The organism is Paenibacillus sp. FSL R7-0297, from assembly GCF_038009025.1.
In the GTDB taxonomy this organism is placed as follows: domain Bacteria; phylum Bacillota; class Bacilli; order Paenibacillales; family Paenibacillaceae; genus Paenibacillus_AQ.
This window is the reverse complement of record NZ_JBBPAQ010000001.1, coordinates 3,028,664-3,048,934: the sequence shown is the minus strand read 5'-3', so window position 1 is coordinate 3,048,934 and position 20,271 is coordinate 3,028,664. Positions and strand designations below refer to the sequence as shown.

Annotated in this window: 22 protein-coding genes; 2 read left to right on the top strand and 20 right to left on the bottom strand. The window is 50.2% G+C overall.

Going from position 1 to position 20,271, the window contains the following annotated elements; translation table 11 throughout:
• The first annotated feature begins 168 nt into the window (after nucleotides 1–168).
• The gene (locus MKZ24_RS13330; protein WP_445323705.1) at nucleotides 169–468 is read left to right on the top strand and encodes a transposase; all 300 of its coding nucleotides are present in this window, start codon (nucleotides 169–171) and stop codon (nucleotides 466–468) included.
• Between the two features lie 234 nt (nucleotides 469–702).
• Here MKZ24_RS13330 and MKZ24_RS13325 read toward each other — a convergent pair whose 3' ends face one another.
• Nucleotides 703–1,674 (bottom strand): CgeB family protein, encoded by a 972-nt coding sequence (locus tag MKZ24_RS13325; protein ID WP_340783631.1) that lies wholly within the window; start codon nucleotides 1,672–1,674, stop codon nucleotides 703–705.
• Between the two features lie 112 nt (nucleotides 1,675–1,786).
• Here MKZ24_RS13325 and MKZ24_RS13320 point away from each other — a divergent pair, with 112 nt between their 5' ends.
• A complete protein-coding gene (locus tag MKZ24_RS13320; protein ID WP_042238517.1) occupies nucleotides 1,787–2,224 on the top strand; it encodes a hypothetical protein in 438 nt (145 codons plus the stop codon).
• A 136-nt stretch (nucleotides 2,225–2,360) separates the two neighbouring features.
• On the opposite strand, the gene MKZ24_RS13315 is transcribed toward MKZ24_RS13320, so the two are convergent.
• The 19 genes from MKZ24_RS13315 to mraY all read right to left on the bottom strand — a co-directional run bounded on the left by MKZ24_RS13315 (nucleotide 2,361) and on the right by mraY (nucleotide 20,261).
• Complete coding sequence (locus tag MKZ24_RS13315) at nucleotides 2,361–2,846, bottom strand: DivIVA domain-containing protein (RefSeq protein WP_039304308.1); 486 nt, start codon at nucleotides 2,844–2,846, stop codon at nucleotides 2,361–2,363.
• Nucleotides 2,847–3,009: 163 nt separating this feature from the next.
• Nucleotides 3,010–3,792 carry a YlmH family RNA-binding protein gene (locus MKZ24_RS13310; protein ID WP_042238520.1) on the bottom strand — a complete coding sequence of 261 codons (783 nt, stop codon included), beginning with the start codon at nucleotides 3,790–3,792 and terminating at the stop codon, nucleotides 3,010–3,012.
• 4 nt (nucleotides 3,793–3,796) lie between these two features.
• A complete protein-coding gene (locus MKZ24_RS13305; RefSeq protein WP_042243191.1) occupies nucleotides 3,797–4,039 on the bottom strand; it encodes a YggT family protein in 243 nt (80 codons plus the stop codon).
• A 34-nt stretch (nucleotides 4,040–4,073) separates the two neighbouring features.
• Entirely contained in the window at nucleotides 4,074–4,517 is a 444-nt protein-coding gene (locus MKZ24_RS13300; protein WP_039304302.1) for a cell division protein SepF, read from the bottom strand.
• Between the two features lie 11 nt (nucleotides 4,518–4,528).
• Nucleotides 4,529–5,215, bottom strand: a complete 687-nt coding sequence (locus tag MKZ24_RS13295; protein WP_042238522.1) for a YggS family pyridoxal phosphate-dependent enzyme — start codon at nucleotides 5,213–5,215, stop codon at nucleotides 4,529–4,531.
• Complete coding sequence (gene pgeF, locus MKZ24_RS13290; RefSeq protein ID WP_042238523.1) at nucleotides 5,216–6,073, bottom strand: peptidoglycan editing factor PgeF; 858 nt, start codon at nucleotides 6,071–6,073, stop codon at nucleotides 5,216–5,218.
• 145 nt (nucleotides 6,074–6,218) lie between these two features.
• Nucleotides 6,219–6,563 carry a YlmC/YmxH family sporulation protein gene (locus MKZ24_RS13285; protein WP_039304293.1) on the bottom strand — a complete coding sequence of 115 codons (345 nt, stop codon included), beginning with the start codon at nucleotides 6,561–6,563 and terminating at the stop codon, nucleotides 6,219–6,221.
• Nucleotides 6,564–6,728: 165 nt separating this feature from the next.
• Nucleotides 6,729–7,511 carry an RNA polymerase sporulation sigma factor SigG gene (gene sigG, locus MKZ24_RS13280; protein WP_039304289.1) on the bottom strand — a complete coding sequence of 261 codons (783 nt, stop codon included), beginning with the start codon at nucleotides 7,509–7,511 and terminating at the stop codon, nucleotides 6,729–6,731.
• Between the two features lie 78 nt (nucleotides 7,512–7,589).
• The gene (gene sigE / locus MKZ24_RS13275; protein ID WP_039304286.1) at nucleotides 7,590–8,309 is read right to left on the bottom strand and encodes an RNA polymerase sporulation sigma factor SigE; all 720 of its coding nucleotides are present in this window, start codon (nucleotides 8,307–8,309) and stop codon (nucleotides 7,590–7,592) included.
• Between the two features lie 23 nt (nucleotides 8,310–8,332).
• Nucleotides 8,333–9,298: a sigma-E processing peptidase SpoIIGA gene (gene spoIIGA, locus MKZ24_RS13270; RefSeq protein ID WP_197072976.1), complete on the bottom strand. Its 966-nt coding sequence runs from the start codon at nucleotides 9,296–9,298 to the stop codon at nucleotides 8,333–8,335.
• A gap of 210 nt (nucleotides 9,299–9,508) precedes the next feature.
• Nucleotides 9,509–10,393 (bottom strand): Rpn family recombination-promoting nuclease/putative transposase, encoded by an 885-nt coding sequence (locus tag MKZ24_RS13265; RefSeq protein ID WP_042238524.1) that lies wholly within the window; start codon nucleotides 10,391–10,393, stop codon nucleotides 9,509–9,511.
• Between the two features lie 127 nt (nucleotides 10,394–10,520).
• Nucleotides 10,521–11,636: a cell division protein FtsZ gene (gene ftsZ, locus MKZ24_RS13260; RefSeq protein ID WP_042139382.1), complete on the bottom strand. Its 1,116-nt coding sequence runs from the start codon at nucleotides 11,634–11,636 to the stop codon at nucleotides 10,521–10,523.
• Between the two features lie 64 nt (nucleotides 11,637–11,700).
• A complete protein-coding gene (gene ftsA, locus MKZ24_RS13255) occupies nucleotides 11,701–12,963 on the bottom strand; it encodes a cell division protein FtsA (RefSeq protein WP_042238525.1) in 1,263 nt (420 codons plus the stop codon).
• A 340-nt stretch (nucleotides 12,964–13,303) separates the two neighbouring features.
• Nucleotides 13,304–14,068, bottom strand: a complete 765-nt coding sequence (locus MKZ24_RS13250) for a cell division protein FtsQ/DivIB (RefSeq protein WP_042238526.1) — start codon at nucleotides 14,066–14,068, stop codon at nucleotides 13,304–13,306.
• 66 nt (nucleotides 14,069–14,134) lie between these two features.
• On the bottom strand, nucleotides 14,135–15,418 hold the full coding sequence (gene murA / locus MKZ24_RS13245) for a UDP-N-acetylglucosamine 1-carboxyvinyltransferase (RefSeq protein ID WP_042238527.1): 1,284 nt from the start codon (nucleotides 15,416–15,418) through the stop codon (nucleotides 14,135–14,137).
• Between the two features lie 184 nt (nucleotides 15,419–15,602).
• The gene (murG, locus tag MKZ24_RS13240) at nucleotides 15,603–16,718 is read right to left on the bottom strand and encodes an undecaprenyldiphospho-muramoylpentapeptide beta-N-acetylglucosaminyltransferase (protein WP_340783614.1); all 1,116 of its coding nucleotides are present in this window, start codon (nucleotides 16,716–16,718) and stop codon (nucleotides 15,603–15,605) included.
• 5 nt (nucleotides 16,719–16,723) lie between these two features.
• Entirely contained in the window at nucleotides 16,724–17,821 is a 1,098-nt protein-coding gene (gene spoVE / locus MKZ24_RS13235) for a stage V sporulation protein E (protein ID WP_042238529.1), read from the bottom strand.
• 49 nt (nucleotides 17,822–17,870) lie between these two features.
• On the bottom strand, nucleotides 17,871–19,292 hold the full coding sequence (gene murD / locus MKZ24_RS13230; RefSeq protein ID WP_340783610.1) for a UDP-N-acetylmuramoyl-L-alanine--D-glutamate ligase: 1,422 nt from the start codon (nucleotides 19,290–19,292) through the stop codon (nucleotides 17,871–17,873).
• A 3-nt stretch (nucleotides 19,293–19,295) separates the two neighbouring features.
• On the bottom strand, nucleotides 19,296–20,261 hold the full coding sequence (gene mraY, locus MKZ24_RS13225; RefSeq protein ID WP_039304257.1) for a phospho-N-acetylmuramoyl-pentapeptide-transferase: 966 nt from the start codon (nucleotides 20,259–20,261) through the stop codon (nucleotides 19,296–19,298).
• Nucleotides 20,262–20,271: the final 10 nt, after the last annotated feature.

Here is a 20,271-nt window from a genome sequence, read left to right as displayed (position 1 = left end):
TTCCACAAGCCCCATAAGCCAAGGCATGGGTTATCTCACTGGTTTGTCAAAGGCCTAGGAAGATTGGCTATTCGTATGAGGTTTGGACGCAGCGTCTTCTGGCTAAGTACGTTCGAGAACATGCAGTGGCTGAAGGGTATGAATGCAGGAGCGTCACCGGAGTTGTGAATTGTTTATAGCCATGAATTACGCATCCAAATCATACTGGATAACCACTCTGCCCATATTTCCAAAGAGACCAATGCCTATCTAGCAACCTTACCTGAACGGTTTGAATTTACGTTCACACCAAAACATGGTTCATGGCTAAACGTAATTGAAAGCTTCTTTGCAAAAATGACAAAACAAGTTTTAAGGCATCTTCGTGTCAAATCGAAGGAAGAGCTCAAACAAAGAATTGAGTTGTATCTTGAAGAGGTCAACAATAATCCTGTCCCGCATCATTGGAAATACGGGTTAGAGCATTAAGCCTACGAACGTTATTTTATGAGCGTTCTACTAGTCATGATTATAGGTACCCAACATATAACCTCCCTTGCTGTTTACTCCCTATAATATGACTAGAGAACAAAAACGTAATAGGTTAGAAGACTAAATTTTCAACGATTTACATAATGTTTTTTTGCATATACAGTCGCATAGTAAAAAAACGCTTAACAGTTTTCCTGTCAAACGTTCTTTTATCCCGGGAAATTATGATCTTTAAGATTGAACTTTCAGCAACAAGTGATGAATCCGATGCTGAAAAGTATGTGAAATCAGAACACGTTTTCTAGCTTCTTCAGCAATTTGTTTGCGTTCTTCGTCATGTGCAATATAATAATGAGTCTTCTCAAGTAAATCATGCTTATCCTGGTAAGAAACAACTTCTTTCCCTTCCTCAAAATGATTTGCCAGCTCTTCTTTGAAATCTGTAAGCTGGAATGCTTCACAACTGGCAGCGTCAAAGGTACGGTTGTTGATACTTTTAGCAATAATACCTATACGATTTTTATTGTATTTCTCATTAGAAAGACGGTGACAATTTAAAACGATCTTGGAACCATTATAGTAATTAACAACTGTTTCAGGCTTTACCCATGCATTCACCAAATCTAAATCCCGGTTTTTTTTAACCCATTCATTATAATACTTCCCCCACCCTCTCCCAACGATTTGTATTTGATAATCTGTTCTCTCCAGCAAGAAATCAATAAGCTCAATCCGGTTACTGTAAGGCACTCCCACTAAACAAATATCACTTGTGAACTCATCAGAGACTAGTACGTGATGAAATATTTCCGGATCTGTTCCCAGTGGCAGATGATACACCTGTGGATGCCCAAGTTGTGTATATTGTTCTAATGCAGCTTGATCAATGGTGAAAATGTAGTCAAAATAAGGGATTAACGGAACGGTCCAATCCATATAATATGGATCCTCCGTCATCCAGATGGCTGACTTTACTTTTGTTTGTTTTATGAATTCCAGCATAGGTTTGGAGATTTTCAAGCCGGCCATGACCAATATTAGCTCTGGCTGCAAGGATTGCTTCTTAAGCTTTAATGCATTTAAGCCATTATTTAATGTAAAAGATTCACAATAGTGACCTGCATTATGTAATGCTTCTACTATAGTTTGCTCAAAAAAGGAATACACTGCTCGAAAACCCGAAGTAATAAAAAGAATTTTCATTTATCTTCCTCCCTTGAAAATATAAGATTTTTTTTAATTTATAGGATATTGCCACAAGCATAAAATAATAATCACCATATAATGCTTCTATGAAATATGTGGAGGTGAACTTATGGCACATACTTTAGTTGAATTTGCTAGAAGTCTACAGACCAATTTACACAACGGAGTAATTGTCCCAATTGATGCAACACCAACCTTGATATTAGCATTTGGTATGAATGTTCCTACTGCAACCAATTTTGTAGAACTCACTACTATAGTAGGTTGGCAGGTGACAAACGTTTTTGCTACACCACCAGATCAGCCGATACTATTACTTCAAGTCCTTATGGATGGAGTGGCAGTTGGTAGTACTGAACATGAGTCCATTTCAAACGATGAAGATGGACCACTTGAAATGACCACAACGTTCCAGACTATTCTTACGAATGTCTCCGTTGGATTCCATGCATTTCAAGTGTTTGCCACAAACGAGGAGGACCTTCAGGGAGACATCACTATAACAGGCCCAGTGAGTATCACTGGTAAAGTATATGCACCTGCTTAAAAATCCAAACAAAAAAACTCCTTTGTAGAAGTCTTGTTTATTCTAAAACAAACAAGATCACTTCTACTAAGGAGTTTTTTACTCACATGCGTTCCGAATCGTCCCGGAGGTTCGGATCATAAGACTGTATCCGCGCTCAAAGCGCGTTCTCGCTTACCTCGCGGCTCTCAAGCGCATTCCAGTCATCCTGCGACAGCAGCTCCAGCTGGGCTTCCAGCAGGGTCCGGAAACGGGTGCGGTAGATGGAAGCCTGCTTGCGCAGCTCCTCTGTCTCGATCGCTACCTTGCGGGATTTGGACAACGCTTCGTTGATGATCCGGTCCGCATTTTTCTCCGCTTCCTTGAGGATCAGCTGTGACTCTTTCTTGGAGTTGTTCTTCACATCATCTGCTGCCTCCTGAGCCACGATAATGGTCTTGGACAGGCTTTCTTCAATATTGACAAAATGATCAAGTCGCTCCTGAATGGATAAAAGCTGGTTGTGCAGCTCTTTGTTCTCTCGAATAACGCTTTCGTAATCCTTAATGACCTGATCCAGAAATTCGTTGACCTCATCTTCGTCATAACCGCGGATTCTCCGAGAGAATTCCTTGTTATGTATATCGAGCGGTGTTAATGGCATGCTGTGCACCTCCTAGAAATTTCGGACATCCATTGTCCCTGAACGATATTCCGTCCGGAAGACAAAGATGAAAGACTGCTTGCTTGGATATCCCCAAGTGTAAGGGGGGTGTTTCCCTGAGAATATCAATTTCGACAAGCACGCCTGTAATCCTGCAAAGAACTCAGACAAATTTGCCTACCAGAATCCGGTAACGGCCTTTCTTCGTCAAGCTGCCGATCTCCAGCACCTTGAACCGTCCGAAACCCTGGATAGAAACTACATCACCGTCTTTCAGACTGCAGGACGGATCTTCCTCCACTTTCCAGTTCACCCGCACACGTCCGGCTTTGATAGGAGCCAGAATTTTGCTCCGGCTTAGCCGGGTCACATCTGCTGCAATTCCGTCAAGTCTCAGAGAAGCCACAGTGAAATCCATCGTTTCGAGCTTAACCTGGCTGCTGCGTAAGCCGGATAGCGTCAATATCTCTGTACTAACGCTGATCCGGTGCACACCGGTCAGATTCATGGACAGATAATCGGCAATATCCTCAGCTACCACAACGTGACAGCCGTCCTCCAGCACATGAATATCACCGATCTTGCCTCTTTTGATGCCGAGTCCCAGGATGGCGCCCATATAATCACCATGCTCCAGCGCAAGGAATTTCTGCTCCCCCGAGGTAATGGCCAGCACTTTCAGCTCCATGTCCTCACCCGTGAGATCACGGTAATCCGGCGCAACCATAGCCCGCTTCCGCTCGGCATCGTCAGAACCGCCCTCCCAGCGTACAATGACATCGGGATGGCGGTTCACCAGGCTCTGCAGTATATATCCCTGACGGGGATCGAGAAATTCGGTCAGCTTGGTCTCATGGTACTCTCCTGCATTCGTAACCCATTCCCAGGCCTTGTCCACAAATTGCCGTTCATCCGGGTGGAAGTGGCCGTAAATTTCATTCTTCATGTGATTAGCCGAACACCAGGGCCACAATGGAATGAAGCCCGCCTACCGCAAACCGGAGCACGACAATCGCAATAATCGGGGAGATGTCGATCGTTCCGAATAGCGGAGGAATAATCTTCCGGAATGGCGTCAGATACGGCTCGACAAGCTTGCCGAGCAGTTCACCGATAAAGTTCTCACGCAGATTAGGCAGCCAGGACATGAGAATGTATACGATAATCATGTAATAGTAAATTGTAAATAGCATGTCTATAATCGAAGATATTTGATCCAAAACCTGCTCACCTCATTCTGTTGTAGTCTTGATCGTCACCAAGAATTTCTGTTATGGAGCCTTGGATTTCCACTGTATCTGGAGTGCACATAAATATATTGCCCCCAATTTTGGATATTCCTCCACCCAGGGCATAAACTGTTCCGCTTAAAAAATCAATAATCCTCATTGCCTGGTCGTTACGCACCCGCTGCAAATTAATAACTACCGTGCGGTGAGCACGCAGATGGTCGGCAATCTCCTGGGCCTCGTCATATGAACGCGGCTCGTAGAGCACAACCTTCACATTTTTTTGCGAATGGATACTGACGACGTTAGCCCGCTGATTTTTGCGTGTTTCTACAGGGGCGGGTTCGTATTCATCCTCATCACGGGAGATTTGCTCCCGCTCCACTATTTCCTCTTCCTCCTGCAAACCCAAGAAACTCATAAACCGGTTCATCACGCCCATCAATCTCCCTCCTAATGACCTACTAGTACCGTACCCAGGCGCACCCGGGTGGCTCCTTCCTGTATCGCCACTTCAAAATCATTCGACATTCCCATCGACAGCTCTTGTATAGGCTCAGGTGTCAAAGCAAGCTGATTAAGTGAATCACGCAGCTCACGCAGCCCCCGGAATACGGGACGGGTAAGCTCCGGATCTTCCTCATGCGGGGCCATGGTCATTAGTCCGATTACCTTCACACGGTTTAGCGGGGCGATGTCCTTCAGGAACCCCTCCACCGCTTCGGGCGGTAAACCGAACTTTGTATCTTCTCCGGAAATATTCACCTGCAGGAACACCTTAACATCCAGTCCGGCGGCGTCCGCCTTCTTGTGGAGTTCCCGTGCCAGCGATAGCCGGTCGAGCGAGTGTATATATTCAAATTTACCGATAACGTCTTTTACCTTATTGGTCTGCAAATGCCCGATAAAGTGCCAGATTCCCTTGTGTCCAAGCGCATTCCATTTAGGCTCTGCATCCTGCCAGCGGCTCTCCGCAATCTCCGTGAGCCCTGCTTCCAGTACAGCAGCTACCGTGTCCAGAGGTACATATTTCGTCACCGCGATAACCTTGACGTCACTCACCTCACGGCCGCTGACCGCGCAGGCCTGTGCGACACGTTCCATGGTGATGGCGATTCTTTCCTGTAATGAGGCCAACATTCAACTCTCCTTTATTCCGATCCAGCTCGTCATTCTCCCTGTAACCCCATTTTCCTTGCGGTACGAAAAGAACAGATCACTGTTACAGCTTGTACACCAAGATGTACATTCGATATGAGTCGGCAATATTCCTGCTTTTATCATAATGCGTTGATTCATTTCTTTCAAGTTCAGCATACTTTTGCTGCTGTCCTTATCCGAGCTTCTATATAAGTCCGGCGCCCCTTCCACCATCATCAGCGGGTTCAGCCCGGCCTCCAGCCGGCGGACATGGTCCATTACATAATCATCTACCTCGTAGCAGCATTCGCCAATCGAAGGGCCTATAGCAGCCTGGATATCCTCCGGACGGCTTCCATACTCCTGTTCCATTCTGTCCGCCATCGCTGCTGCGATCTCTGCCACAGTCCCCTTCCAGCCTGCATGTGCCAGCCCCACAACACTGTACACGGGGTCATAGAAGTATAGCGGCACACAATCCGCATAAAAGGAAGTCAGCAGCACACCCGGCATATTAGTCAGAAGCCCGTCGGTAGCCTGAAAAGCTGTAGACCGGTCCAGGCTGCCTCTTCCGCGGTCCTGTTCTGTAATTACAGCTATATCTTTACCATGGGTTTGTTCTCCGCAGGTCCAGGACTGGAGCCCGAAACCAAGACTTTCGGCCAGCAGCTTCCTGTTGCTAAGCACAATAGCCGGATCATCACCGACATGAAGCGCACAGTTGAAGCTGTCATACGGCTTCGTACCGCTGCCGCCCTCTCTGCCTGTGAATCCTGCTGTGATTGCATTATACTTCTCACGCCACGGCTCCAGATGAAGCAGCCTAGGCGTTCCGTCAATCCGCATAAACGGTTCCATATCTTCACCTCCGCTTAAGTGTAACATAAACTCAGCCCCATAAACTCTACCCCACAAACTCTACCCCACAAAGTGATGTAACGCTGCACTCTCCTGAGCCCACCCTATGCCTTTACCCATATACGCAGAAAAAAGACGCACCTGTTCAATAAGTGCGCCGCTCGCTGCGTTCCGGCCGCTCCAAATACATCATCTCCCGCTCTTCCTGGCCCTGAGGCATCCGGGATTCCTCAATCTTTACCAGGACGACATCGGCACCGATCTTGACGATATTCCGCCACGGGATAATCAGATCGGCACCGCCTCCGAACAGTCCCATGAACCTTGTATATCCCGGTACGATGATGGCATCAATAACCCCCCGGCGCAGATCCAGCTCCAGATCACTAATCTGTCCGAGCCGCTTGCCGTCCACAATATTAATAACATCCTTGGTTTGAAAATCAGAGATTTTCATCTTTTTGCCTGACCCTACGGAATCTTCATTCATCCTGCCACCCCTGTACATTCAGACCTATAGCTCCAGTATATGTCCTTAAGGCTTGGCAACATGTCTTAATTCATTTCCGGCATTCGTTGTTACATACAAAAGGATACCCCGGGCAGCCGCTTACGCGCCTTCCGGAATATCCCCCGCTTATCTATAGCCTGCTGTTTAAGACTTCACATGCTTTTGCATTTGCTGGATAGCCGACTTCTCAAGCCGCGATACCTGCGCCTGTGAGATCCCAATCTCATCCGCTACCTCCATCTGGGTTTTACCTTCAAAGAACCGCATGGACAAAATACGTTTCTCGCGCTGTCCCAGCCGCTGCATCGCTTCACGAAGAGCAATCTCTTCAATCCAGGATACATCCTTGTTCTTATCATCGCTGATCTGATCCATCACATAGATCGGATCACCGCCGTCATGATAGATCGGCTCGAACAGGGATACCGGGTCCTGAATAGCATCAAGGGCAAAGACGACATCCTCTTTAGGTACACCGAGCGCTTCTGAAATCTCGAGGATCGTCGGTTCCCGCGAATTCTGATTGGTCAGGCTGTCACGGACCTGAAGGGCCTTATAGGCAATATCCCGCAGCGAGCGCGATACCCGGATCGGGTTGTTGTCACGCAAGTAGCGGCGGATCTCTCCGATGATCATCGGCACCGCATAGGTAGAGAACTTGACATTCTGCGATAAATCAAAATTATCGATGGCTTTCATGAGTCCGATGCAGCCTACCTGAAACAGATCATCCACGAACTCCCCACGATTATTGAACCTTTGAATTACGCTAAGAACAAGTCTAAGGTTACCATTTACCAATTTCTCTCTGGCGGATCGCTCGCCCTGCTGCTGCAGCGAAGTGAACAATGCCCGCATTTCCACGTTCGTAAGAACGGGCAGCTTAGCGGTGTCCACACCGCAAATCTCGACTTTATTTCGGGTCATGATGATTTACCTCCCAAGGAGAAACATTACTGTACATTATCTCCCCGGTCCGGCATTTTATTCCTCGGTTCCCTCAGCTTACACCATCTTGTTGAACTCCTTGCGCAGCCGCTTGATAATTCTTTTCTCCAGCCGCGAGATGTAGGATTGGGAAATGCCAAGCAAATCAGCGACATCCTTTTGGGTTTTTTCCTCACCGCCGCGCAGTCCGAACCGCAGCTCCATAATTAATCTTTCCCGTTCACTGAGCTTCTCCAGCGCCTTCTGCAGCAGCTTGCGGTCCACCTGTTCTTCGATATTCCGGTAAATCGTGTCATTCTCCGTTCCCAGCACATCCGATAGCAACAGCTCGTTGCCGTCCCAGTCAATATTCAGAGGTTCATCAAACGAAACCTCGCTTCTAGTTTTGCTGTTGCGCCGCAGATACATCAGAATTTCATTCTCAATACAGCGTGAGGCATAGGTGGCCAGTTTTATTTTTTTCTCCGGATCGAAGGTGTTGACGGCTTTAATCAGTCCTATCGCCCCGATGGAAACAAGATCCTCGATATTGATCCCTGTGTTCTCAAATTTGCGGGCGATATACACCACCAGCCGCAGGTTGCGTTCAATCAGCATGGCCCGGACCGCTGCATCACCGCTCGAGAGCCGCTGCAGCAGGAATTCTTCCTCTTCCCGAGTAAGCGGAGGAGGCAGCGCTTCACTGCCCCCGATATAATATATTTCCTGGCTCTTCAGTCCCAGCAGAAACAGCATGCGATAATACTGCAGTTGCAGCACAAGTTTGAATTTGACCATTTATTGTTCCTCCTATATGTTCCTTAACTCATAGCCTTGTCTGCCGGCGCCTCTACAGCGCTCTCATTGTGGGTCAGGTCAGGATGTATGACCGCCCGGTACGCCCCGTCTCCCGACAGTGTCCCGCCATCCAGCCCGATGAGAACCCTCTTGCTGTAGAAGGTTTCGCCGCCAAGCTTTATCATCACTGAATCCGGCTTCAACGCGAGCATGAAGGATGCCCCGCGGTTAACGCCTCTGTACGGCACCAGCCGTATTCTGTCCTGCCAGGCGAACGACTGCCCGTCCGCTTCCAGCACAAGTGTATCTGCCCCCGTCTGTGTCAGCCTCCCTTTCCATGAGGCCGGCAGATGGCCTTCCCATAATGAGGATTCCATAACCATGACCGGAATTCGCGTAAGCGGATCATTCAGCCGGTTTCCGGTATCCAGCAGCCCGGGGCAAGTAACAATAACACCGTCAATCTCCACAGTCACTTCACCGATATATGTCTCCAGCTGCTCCCTGCGCCTGCGTGAGGCTTGAATCAGCTTGAAGAGAAGTAGCACCAGCGGAAGCATCGCAAGTACGAACCAGAATCCAATCTTCAGCCGGTAAGCTTGGCCGCCTGAAGAAGTAAAGATAATGCCGTTCCAGATGTCGCCTGAGCTTTGCAGCAAATAATGAATCCCTACTATACCTCCTGCCGCCGCAAAATTAATGATATAAAATGCCCCCAATGCACGAAGATAGCTTTGCAGACTTCTAAATCCAAACGCGATCCACAGCATCACTACCGACAACCCAAACTTGATGAGGAAGGTGTACATGAAGGACAGCTCCGGTACAAACATCATCACGACATAGAGCGCGCCAACCAGCGCAGAGAGAGACAGGCGCCACCAGGACACCTTCAGCTTGACCAGCCAGCTGGTCAGCCACAATAGAATTCCGTCGATCAGCAGATTGGCGGCGAAGATCAAGTCAATATAAACAACCAGTGTTTTCACCTGCCTGGTAACGGATATCTAGCCGGAGGCCAGGGTGAAGGCTCTCTTTTTAGACGATAAGATTAGTATAGGAACTCTCGCATTCAAAGTCTGTCTAAACTTGGGGGGCGTACTTACGTTTTTTTTGTCGAGTTATAGGTCAGCAGAGATATTAAGAGGATAAAACAAAAAGCCAGCCTGTAGAGGCTGACTTCAAGTTCGAATATTTATTTAACTAATAGATTTCAATTCTTCTTCAGTCAGTCCGGTTGCCTTCATTACAGAAGGAAGATCCATCCCCATAGCCAAGAGATTCTTGGCTATTTCCAGCTTTGCCTCGAGCTCACCTTCTGCTCTGCCTTCTGTTCTGCCTACTTCTCTGCCTTCCGCTATGCCTTTAGCAAACCCTTCTCTTTGTGCACCGTCTCTCTGCGAGGCTTCGTCAAGCAGAAACTTCTGGCGGTCCTCATATTTACGCCGGGCTTCCGAATCCTGACTCAGAAACTCCAGGGTTTCCATCGCCTTCCTCAAAGCAGGCTCGTTCATCAACAGCACCTCCCAATCCGAGTGGTTTATTCCCTTCAAGAACAGCAGCCAGTTCACCAGGCCGCCTTGGCCGGGAACCGCTGGCTGATTCAGCTTGGGTAATTCCAGAAAATGAATTTCAATATCATCCGTGAGCGGCATTCCGGTTGCATCCTCCCGTAAGTGAAACACACTATGCGGATGTTCGTTAGGCAGCACCTTATAATTCAGAATGTTGATTGTTACGCATTTCTTGAGGTCTGTGTATTTGCCGCTTACCTGAAGCTGGCCCGCGTAACGTTTGCTCCAGTAATATAAGGTCCTTTTCTCAATATCATATTTGTTGAACAGCTGCATTTCAATATTGATCAGCTTGCCGTCTGCAGACTTCGCCCAAATATCAAATATTGATAGCTTATCCAGCGGATCATCCTTATCTGTATAAGGATTGAGCAGCACTACTTCCTCCAGCGGCGGATCTCCCGCATCCATGAATATCCGGTTCAGAAAAGCCAGCAGCACATCCTTGTTACTCTCGCTTGCAAATATCCGTTTAAATACAAAATCCACCCGGGGGTCCAGCAGCTCCATTCCATCGTCTCCCGTTATCGTTATTATAACAGCCTGAAAAACAAAAAAACACCGTATTCGTCCCGGCTCAAGGCGGGTTGAATACGGTGCTTCCGTAAAAAGCTATGCAGTTCATTGCTCTTAGTTCTTAATCATTGTTGCCGCGTGTCCGGTTGCGCAGGAAGGTTGGAATATCCAGCTGATCAGAGGTTGTCTGATTGCCGAACGGACGCAGATTCGCATTCTTATCCTTGTCCGCTGCCGGCTCACTGCTGGATGCAGGACGGCGAGCAGGCGCTACAGGGGAAGGCTTATGTTCAAAGCCGGTAGCAATTACCGTAACCTTGATTTCGTCCTTCATGCTCTCTTCGATAATGGCACCGAAGATCATATTCACTTCGGGGTCCGAAGCAGAAGTAACAATCTCAGCCGCTTCATTAACCTCGTACAGGGAGAGGTTAGAGCCCCCTGTGATGTTCATGATTACACCGCGCGCACCTTCAATCGAGGTTTCGAGGAGCGGGCTCATAATGGCTTTGCGGGCCGCCTCTGACGCACGGTTCTCGCCGGTGGCAATTCCGATGCCCATAAGCGCCGAACCGCGTTCTGTCATGATGGTCTTCACATCGGCAAAGTCAAGGTTGATCAGGCCGGGAACGGCAATGAGATCAGATATCCCTTGCACAGCCTGGCGGAGTACATTATCCGCTTCACGGAAAGCCTCCAGCATTGGTGTTTTCTTATCCACAATTTCCAGCAGGCGGTCATTCGGAATCACGATCAGCGTATCCACTTTTTCTTTCAACGCTTCGATTCCCAGTTCTGCCTGATTGGAACGTTTTCTGCCTTCAAAAGTAAACGGACGGGTCACGACGCCAACCGTCAATGCTCCGCACTCTCTGGCAATCTCAGCAATTACAGGCGCTGCGCCTGTTCCGGTACCCCCGCCCATACCTGCGGTTACGAATACCATATCTGCACCTTTAAGCGTATTTGAAATCAGATCGCGGGATTCTTCAGCCGCTTTCTTCCCCACCTCAGGATTGGCTCCAGCGCCAAGTCCGCGGGTCAGTTTATCCCCGATTTGCAGTTTATGCTCCGATTTGGCCATATGCAGCGCTTGGGCATCTGTATTAACCGTAATGAATTCAACACCCTGAACGCCATTTTCAATCATCCGGTTTACAGCATTGCTTCCGCCGCCGCCTACGCCGATGACCTTTATTTGGGCTAAGCTCTCCATTTCAAAATCAAATTCCAACATATTGTTTCCATCTCCCCCTTGAGTAGTGCTTGGATGGCCAGTCCAAGTATATCTGGACTTACACTTATATGAACTCGCTGAACATATTCTTTAGACGTTCTACCAGCCCCGGCTTCTTGGAAGAATCCTGGCTAGGTGCAGCACTTTGCTTGCTGCGGTTAACCGTCTTCTTATTGGCGCTTCCGCCGCTGCTTCGTCCGCGGAATCTGCGCACAACGGTATGGAGTATACCTACACCGCCGGTGAACCCGGGGTCACGTACTCCAATATAATCAGGTACGGCAATACGTACGGAGGCTGCCAGCTCAGTCTGGGCGACCTTCAGGACACCCGGCATCGAAACGGTGCCACCCGTTAGTATATAACCTCCCGGAAGCTCATTGTAACCAAGCCGCTTCACTTCCTGGCGGATCAGATGGAAGATTTCTTGAACTCTGGGCTCAATAATCGCCGCCAGATCCTCCTGGTTGAATTCCTTCTCAACATTGCTGCCGATCCGCAGAACCTTGAACACGACATCCGAGGCGGCGTCATCAATCCAGGCACAGCCATATTTCAGCTTGACCTTCTCAGCCTGATCGGTAAGCGTTCGCAGACCGTATGCAATATCATTGGTTATAAATTCTCCTCCGATCGGAATCGTAGAGGTTGCGCACAAGGAACCTTCTTCATATACGGCTATCGTCGCCTGGCCGGCACCGATATCCACCAGTACTGCTCCCATTGATTTCTCATCCTTGGAAAGCGCTAATCCGCCTGCCCCGAGAGACATAAGCACAAGATCTTTAACCTTCAGACCTGATTTCTCCACGCAGCGCAGCAGATTATGTATTGGTGTCTTAGCCCCGGTAATGATCGTTGCTTCAACCTCGAGGCGAACTCCGATCATTCCGCGCGGATCTTGAATTCCTTCAAGCCCGTCGACGATATATTGCTTGGCGACAACATCAATGACTTCGCGCTCAGGAGGCAGTGCTATGACCTCAGCAGCCTTGATTACGCGGTCGATATCTTCTTCGCCGATCTCACGGTCTTCATTCTGCACGGCAACTACACCGTGACTGGATTGCAGGCCGATATGATTACCGGATATACCGACATACACCTCGGATATTTGAATACCGACCATTTGCTCCGCATGCTCTACGGCACTCTTGATCGATTGCACAGTCTGATCGATGTCTACAATCGCACCCTTGCGTATTCCTTCCGAATCAGCAGATCCAACGCCAATAATATTAAAGGTTCCATTGGTAACTTCCCCAATTATTGCCCGAACTTTGGATGTACCGATGTCCAAACTAACAATGATGTCATTGTTGCTCAAGCCCTATGGCACCTCCTGTTATAATCATAATGAATTGTGAAGCCAAATAAATAGAAAATGCGCTTTGATCCCGGTCCCGGGAAACTTCTCTGTACATATTCAACATCCCTAATCCTTTCCCTCTTTTTTCTACAAATTTTTTGAATGGAATAATATAACAGCCTTTTGGCATGCAAACAACTGCTTTTAATTTTTTCTAAAGCATATAAGTTCTACCTTTTAAGAAATGACAGCTATATCCATGAATGTATTTCAAAAAATCCGCAGAAAAAAGAGGGAGGTTGCTTATTGCCCGTAAAACCGATTGTAGCATTTTTTCCGCTCTATTAGTAGGGACTATTTACTCTTGTGTGTCTGCATCCTCCCCGGAATCCTCCGCTTCCGTATGAAATGGGACATAAGAATCGGCCTCAAGCATCTTGATCAATCCCGGCTGCTCATTTTCAATTACTTGATTTAGGTATTCCACTTTGTCCTTAAGCAGTGAAATTGCCGTAATGACCTCAAACCGTGAACGTGTATACAGCTTAATACGGTCCGGAAAAGACAAAGTCGGGGAGGGGACGATCTCGGATATATCACTGGTCAGTTCATTCGGAATATCAGCCAGCGCCTGGCACAGCTTCGTCTTGTACGGATCATCAGCCTTCCAGTTGGTTAATATCGGCTTTTCAACGGCAATCCCTGTATCCTTGACAGATACTGCAGCTCCGCTGGACAGAATCGCCTCAAGCGATCCAGCCTCATCCAGCTCGTATGCCACTGCGGGGAATTCCTTAATGCTGATGTTAATCACACCGGGGAAACTCTTGTCCACAGCCGCTTCCTGAACCGTCTTCAGTTCTGTCAATGCACTTTCCACGGAATCTCCGGAGACTGCGAAGAACTGTCCGCCGATCGTAAGACCGCTTGCGGCAAGCAATTCCTCCCGGGATGTATATTTATCCCCCTGGAAATGGATAGCTGTAATCTTACTGACGGACGAACGGAAAAATATCACGGCCAGCAGCGCAATAAACAACAGTAGCAGGATAATGGTAATTTTACGGCTCATTCTCTTACTGGGCTTGTCCTCTTTAAGAAGAGGCATTCGGGTTTTAGGCATTCTCATATCTCCGTAATAAGGCCCTGTCTCCTTCCCGCGCACTCGGGCCGAAGGAGACAGGGAGCTTTAATTGGCCAAATCCAGAGGGTCCGGCACAGGTACCTTGCGACTAATCCGTGCACCCAGCTTCTGAAACAGTACCTCAATGCCATCATATCCGCGGTCAATATGATGCGCCTGCTCAACAACGGTAGTCCCTTGAGCGGCAAGTCCGGCGATAACCAGGGCAGCTCCGGCACGCAGGTCGGTAGCTTCTACCGTAGCTCCGTACAATCTCTGCACTCCGCGTATAAAAGCCCGGTTCAGGTCAATGGAAATGTCGGCTCCCATCCGCGCCATCTCCTCTACATGCTTAAAGCGCCCTTCAAATACAGTTTCTTTAATCACGCTGAATCCGTCAGCCAGGGATAAAAGGACCATCACCTGGGATTGCAGATCTGTAGGGAACGAAGGATAAGGAGAGGTTACAATTCTTTCTACTGCACGCGGACGCCCCATACAGCTGATATTAATTATATCATTGCAAACTGTAATTTGAACACCGGCACGCCTCAGAACATGGATCAGAGAAGTCAAATGTCCTGCGTTGGTGTGGGTCAGCGTCACATTCCCCCTTGTAGCTGCCGCAGCGATCATTACGGTCCCGGCGACAATCCGGTCGGGAATGACCTCATAATTGCACGGATACAGCTTGGAGACGCCCTGGATGGTGATCGTATCTGTTCCTGCACCGATGATTTGCGCACCCATCGCATTCAGGAAATTCTGCAGATCCTGGATTTCCGGCTCTCTGGCCGCCCCAGACACCGTCGTTGTCCCTTCCGCCATAGCGGCTGCCATCATGATATTCTCCGTGGCTCCAACGCTTGGATAATCCAGATGAATATCACAGCCCGTCAGTTTGGCAGCCCGGCAGCAGATCATCCCGCTGGTTTCCTCAATCTCCGCCCCGAGCAGCTTCAGACCCTGCAGGTGAAGATCAATTTTGCGTTCCCCGATGGCACAGCCGCCCGGCTGATAAATCGTCACTTCACCAAACCTGGACAGAAGCGGTCCCATTAGAAAAATGGAGGATCTCATCTGCCGCATTAAATCCTCCGGAACATGCGAGGTTGCGACGTAGGTTGTATCGACCGTAACCGTTTCGTCTTCATGCACGGCCCTGCAGCCCAGCCTTTCCAGAATATCCAGCATAGTTTCGATGTCCAGCAGCTTCGGCACATTATGCAGTGAGTGAACTCCTTCGGCCAGCAGGCTTGCCGCCAGAATCGGCAGGGCCGCATTTTTCGCTCCATGGATACGTATGGTGCCTGACAGGGGATTTCCACCCTCAATCACCAATTTGTCCAATGTATCACCTCCGAGATTACCGCTCACCCACCGTTGGGCACTTCCTGTACACAGATCAACAGAAATAGGCCGGGAAGCTGCCCGCTCCACATTTCATGAACTGGAAGTGCTCTGGGTGATTGTCACGATTATAGGATCATCCTATGTTCGTGACCTCTCGTGTGTGACAATGTAAGCCCGGATTCTAGCGTTTCCGGCCTGCAGCCAGTCTGCGGAGCTCGGCGACAACCAGCGAGGCGGAATCTCTTTTACCCAGCCGCCTTGAGGCATCAGACATACTGCGGCGTGCAGCGTCCGCTCCGATAATCTTATGCACCGCTGCGAATAGTGCCTCGCCGCTCAGATCCTTCTCCAGCAGCACAACGGCTGCCCCTTCACGTTCAAGCTGTCTGGCATTCGCTTCCTGGTGATTATTCGTCACATTGGGAGAAGGGATAAGCACAGAAGGAATGCCAAGCGCAGTAATCTCTGCAAGAAACGATGCCCCCGCCCGGTTCACGATGAGTGAAGTACAGGCCAGCACCTCGGGCATATTATGAATATACGGAAGAATATGCAGGGAGTTCGGCAAGCTTCCGAGCTTCTCGCGCACAGCTTTACGGGTTTCCTCGAAATAAGCCTCTCCGGTAACATACACATAGTGAACACCATTACCCTTACCCACAAACGGAGCCATTTCAATCATCGCCTGGTTAATTGCCTTGGCGCCTCCGCTTCCTCCGACTACCAGCACAACCGTACTGCCTTCAGGAATCCCAAGTGAAGCGAATCCCCGCTGCGGGTTGGCAGTCATTACCGTAGTTGCCCGGGGGTTGCCCGTGTAGATTACGTTCTTAGCCCCTGGAAAAGCGGGCTCCGTGCCTTCAAAGCTTACGGCGACCGTATCGGCATACCGGCTTAGGAAACGGTTGGTCAGGCCCGGAATCGCGTTCTGTTCATGGATAAGGGTCGGGATGCCTAGCCGGGATGCAGCGTACACTACCGGCCCGCAGACATATCCGCCGGTGCCGATGACGACATCCGGCTTGAACTCCCGCAGCATGGCTTTGGAGGCCTTCACCCCCTTCAGAAAACGCATTACCGTCTTCACATTGTCCATCGAGAGCTTACGGCGGAAGCCGGTAATATCTATCGCTTTAAAGGGCAGATTCTCTTGCGGAACAAGCTTGCTCTCCAGACCGCGTTTACCCCCGATATACAGGAAGACGGATTTCTCTTCTTCGCATTCCAGCTGTCTGGCTACGGCTACGGCCGGATAGATATGTCCGCCCGTACCGCCGCCGCTTAATACAATACGCATGTCTTTCACCTCGCATAACGGGATAAATTAAGTAGAATGCCAAGGGCTGTAAGCATCAGGGTCAGCGATGAGCCTCCGTAGCTGATCAGCGGAAGCGTAATGCCGGTAACCGGCATGAGGCCGATAACCACACCGATGTTGATGATCACCTGAATAGCGACCATACATACGATGCCTACGGCCAGATAGCTGCCGAAACGGTCCGGCAGACTCATTGCTACCTTCATTCCGCGCCAAATCAGAATCAGGAAGAGCAGCAGCACTGCCAGCCCCCCGATAAACCCAAGCTCCTCAGCCAGTATGGAGAAAATAAAATCGGTCTGCGGCTCCGGCACATAGCTGTACTTCTGCCGGCTCATGCCGAGACCCAAGCCCCCCAGTCCGCCGGGTCCAATCGCGTACAGTGACTGTATGATCTGATATCCGGCCCCGAGCGGATCGGACCAGGGGTCCAGGAAGGCCGTAATCCGCTGCAGACGGTAGGGTGCGGCGGCAATAAGCCCCACGAACCCTGCGATACCCAGCGCGCCCAGGGAGAGCAGATGCTTCATCCGGGCCCCTGCCGTGAAGACCATCATCAAGGCAGCCCCGAACATGACAGTGCCTGTACCGAGATCCGGCTGGAGCATGATCAGCGCAAAAGCGGAACCGATCAGCGCAAGCGGCGGAAGCAGTCCACGGGTGAAGCTGGAAATATCGTAATCCTCTGTTCCGAGCCATTTGGCCAGAAAGAGGATCATCCCCATCTTCATGAACTCCGAGGGCTGGATGCCGAAGGAGCTGATCCCCAGCCAGCTGCGCGCACCGCCGCGCACGACCCCTATGCCGGGAACCAGCACCAACACCAGCAGTACGAAGCAGACAAGCAAGACCGGCCTGGCGAACTTCTTCAGCACCACATAATCCGTATTCGCGGTGATGAACATGGCGATAAGACCCAGGCCTGCGAACAGCAGCTGTCTTTTGACAAAATAAAACGAGTCGCCATAATTGCGGAAGCCTAAAACGGACCCGGCGCTGTATACCATTACCATACCGATGGCCAGCAAAGCCAATATCGGAAGCAGCAGCCAGATATCGGGCGCATGACGGGATTTGTTCATCAGGAGCACACCTCTTGCATCCGTAGTAGGGGCTTATCCACCCCCCTACTTAAAGGTTATGCACCGCCTCTTTAAAAATACGCCCGCGCTCTTCATAGGATGTAAACATATCCCAGCTGGCACAGGCAGGAGAGAGGAGAACTACATCTCCTGCTTCCGCAAGAGCGGAAGCCTCCCGCACGGCCTCTTGCAGCACGGCGGCGGCGCTCTCCCCATTATCGACGGAGATGATTGTCTTTACTCCTGCCAGCTGCGCAACCACGGCCAGCTTGTCCTTCGTCTCCCCAAGGGCCACCAGGGCCTTGACGTTCCCTCCGAGGACAGGCAGCAGCTCCATATAATCAGAACCGCGGTCCAGACCTCCGGCAACGAGGATGACCGGCTTCTTGAAGGACCCCAGCGCCATGGCTGTAGCTTTGGAATTGGTAGCCTTAGAATTGTTATAGTAGGCGGCCCCCGCCTTGTCTGTCACATATTCCAGCCGGTGCTCCACACCGCGGAAGGAAGCCAGCACTCCGCCAAGCACAGCCGGGTCCGCGCCTGCGGCAATGGCAATGCCGCAGGCGGCCAGCGCATTCTCCACATTGAAGCGGCCCGGAAGGCCAATCGAATCCACATCGGCTATTTCAGTCTCGCTCTCCGTATAATCCCGGTAGATGATGACCCGCTTAAGATCATCTTCTGTCTCCGGCAGATAGGATGGACGGACAAAGATGCCCTGAACCAGCTCTTCGGTCATGCAGAAGGGCAGGATGCCTGCTTTGATATAAGGAACCAGCTCGCGGCAGACCGGATCATCCCAATTCAGTACAGCAGTGTCGCCCGGCCCCTGATTCGCGAACAGCTTGGATTTGGAGGCCACATAATCCTCCATCCCCCCATGATAATCCAGATGGGTCTCGGCAACATTCAACAGGGCAGCGACCTTAGGCCGGAAGGCTTCCGTCCCCTTGAGCTGGAAGCTGCTGAGCTCGACAACCATCCAGTTGTCCACGTCAGCCTCCTGAGCGGCCTGACAGAGCGGCGTACCGATGTTCCCGGCAACTATAGGCCTCATCCCCGCTGCCTCCAGCATACGGCCAACCCAGGTCGTTGTAGTCGTCTTCCCGTTGGAGCCCGTAATACCGATCATAGGTGCGGCGCAGAGATGGTAAGCCACCTCTACCTCCGTTACGACTTCGATGCCAAGCTCAAGAGCCTGCTGCACCGGAGCCACGGAATAGGGAATCCCCGGATTCTTGACAACAAGTGCAACACCCTCATGAATCAGCCCCTCCGGATGCCCGCCGCATATAACATAAATTCCCAAAGATTCCAGTTCGGAAGCTTCGGGACTTTGATCTCTTTCCTTTTTATCATTGACCGTCACAACCGCGCCGCGCTCATGCAGCACCTTGGCCACCTGGACGCCGCTTTTGGCGAGCCCCAGGACGACCACTTCTTCACCACGGTACAAATCCGGATGCTTCATATGTTACAACCCCTTGATGAGATATAGTCCAACAGCCGCAAGCACCAGGCTCACCGCCCAGAAGGAGACAACCACACGCCACTCCGACCAGCCGCCCAGCTCAAAGTGATGATGGATCGGACTCATTCGGAACACCCGTTTGCCGCGTGTTTTGAACGAAGCGACCTGAATAATTACGGACAGCATTTCGACTACGAAGACACCGCCGATCACCACGAAGAGCAGCTCGGTCTTCGTTACAATGGCAATCGCGCCAATGGCACCGCCGATCCCGAAGGAGCCGAAATCACCCATGAACACTTTGGCCGGATGGGCATTGAATACCAGAAAGCCAAGTACTGCACCAATCATCGCCGCAGCGCAGACACCGGCAGCAATGGAGGTTGCCTGCATGGCAACTACAGCAAAAGCAGCGAGCGCGATCGCACTGACACCGGACAGCAGTCCGTCCACACCATCCGTGAAGTTAACCGCATTGGTTACCGCCATCATCATCAGGACAATAAACGGATAGTAGAACCAGCCGCCCCAGTCAAAGCTCACCGATGTTCCCGGAATGCTGATGTTTGTATGATGTCCGCCGGAAATGAGCAGGGCGCAGAGAACGATACCGACCAGCAACTGGCCGGCAAGCTTCTGGCGTGCAGTCAGTCCTAGGGAACGTTTGAAGGCAATCTTAATATAGTCATCCAGGAAACCGATCAGACCGTAACCCAGCGTAGCTACCAGAAGGACGTAGAAATCCGAATTAATCACTGAAAATTTCAGAAAAGACAATGTGAACGCCACCATGATGATAATTCCGCCCATCGTAGGCGTTCCCGCCTTCTTCAGGTGCGTCTGAGGCCCGTCATCGCGAACCTGTTGTCCGAACTTCATCCGGCGCAGTAGCGGGATAATCAGCGGAGCGGCAATGACCGCAAGGATAAAGGACACAGCAATAGTCAGTAGAAGTAATTGATAATCCATGGGTACACCC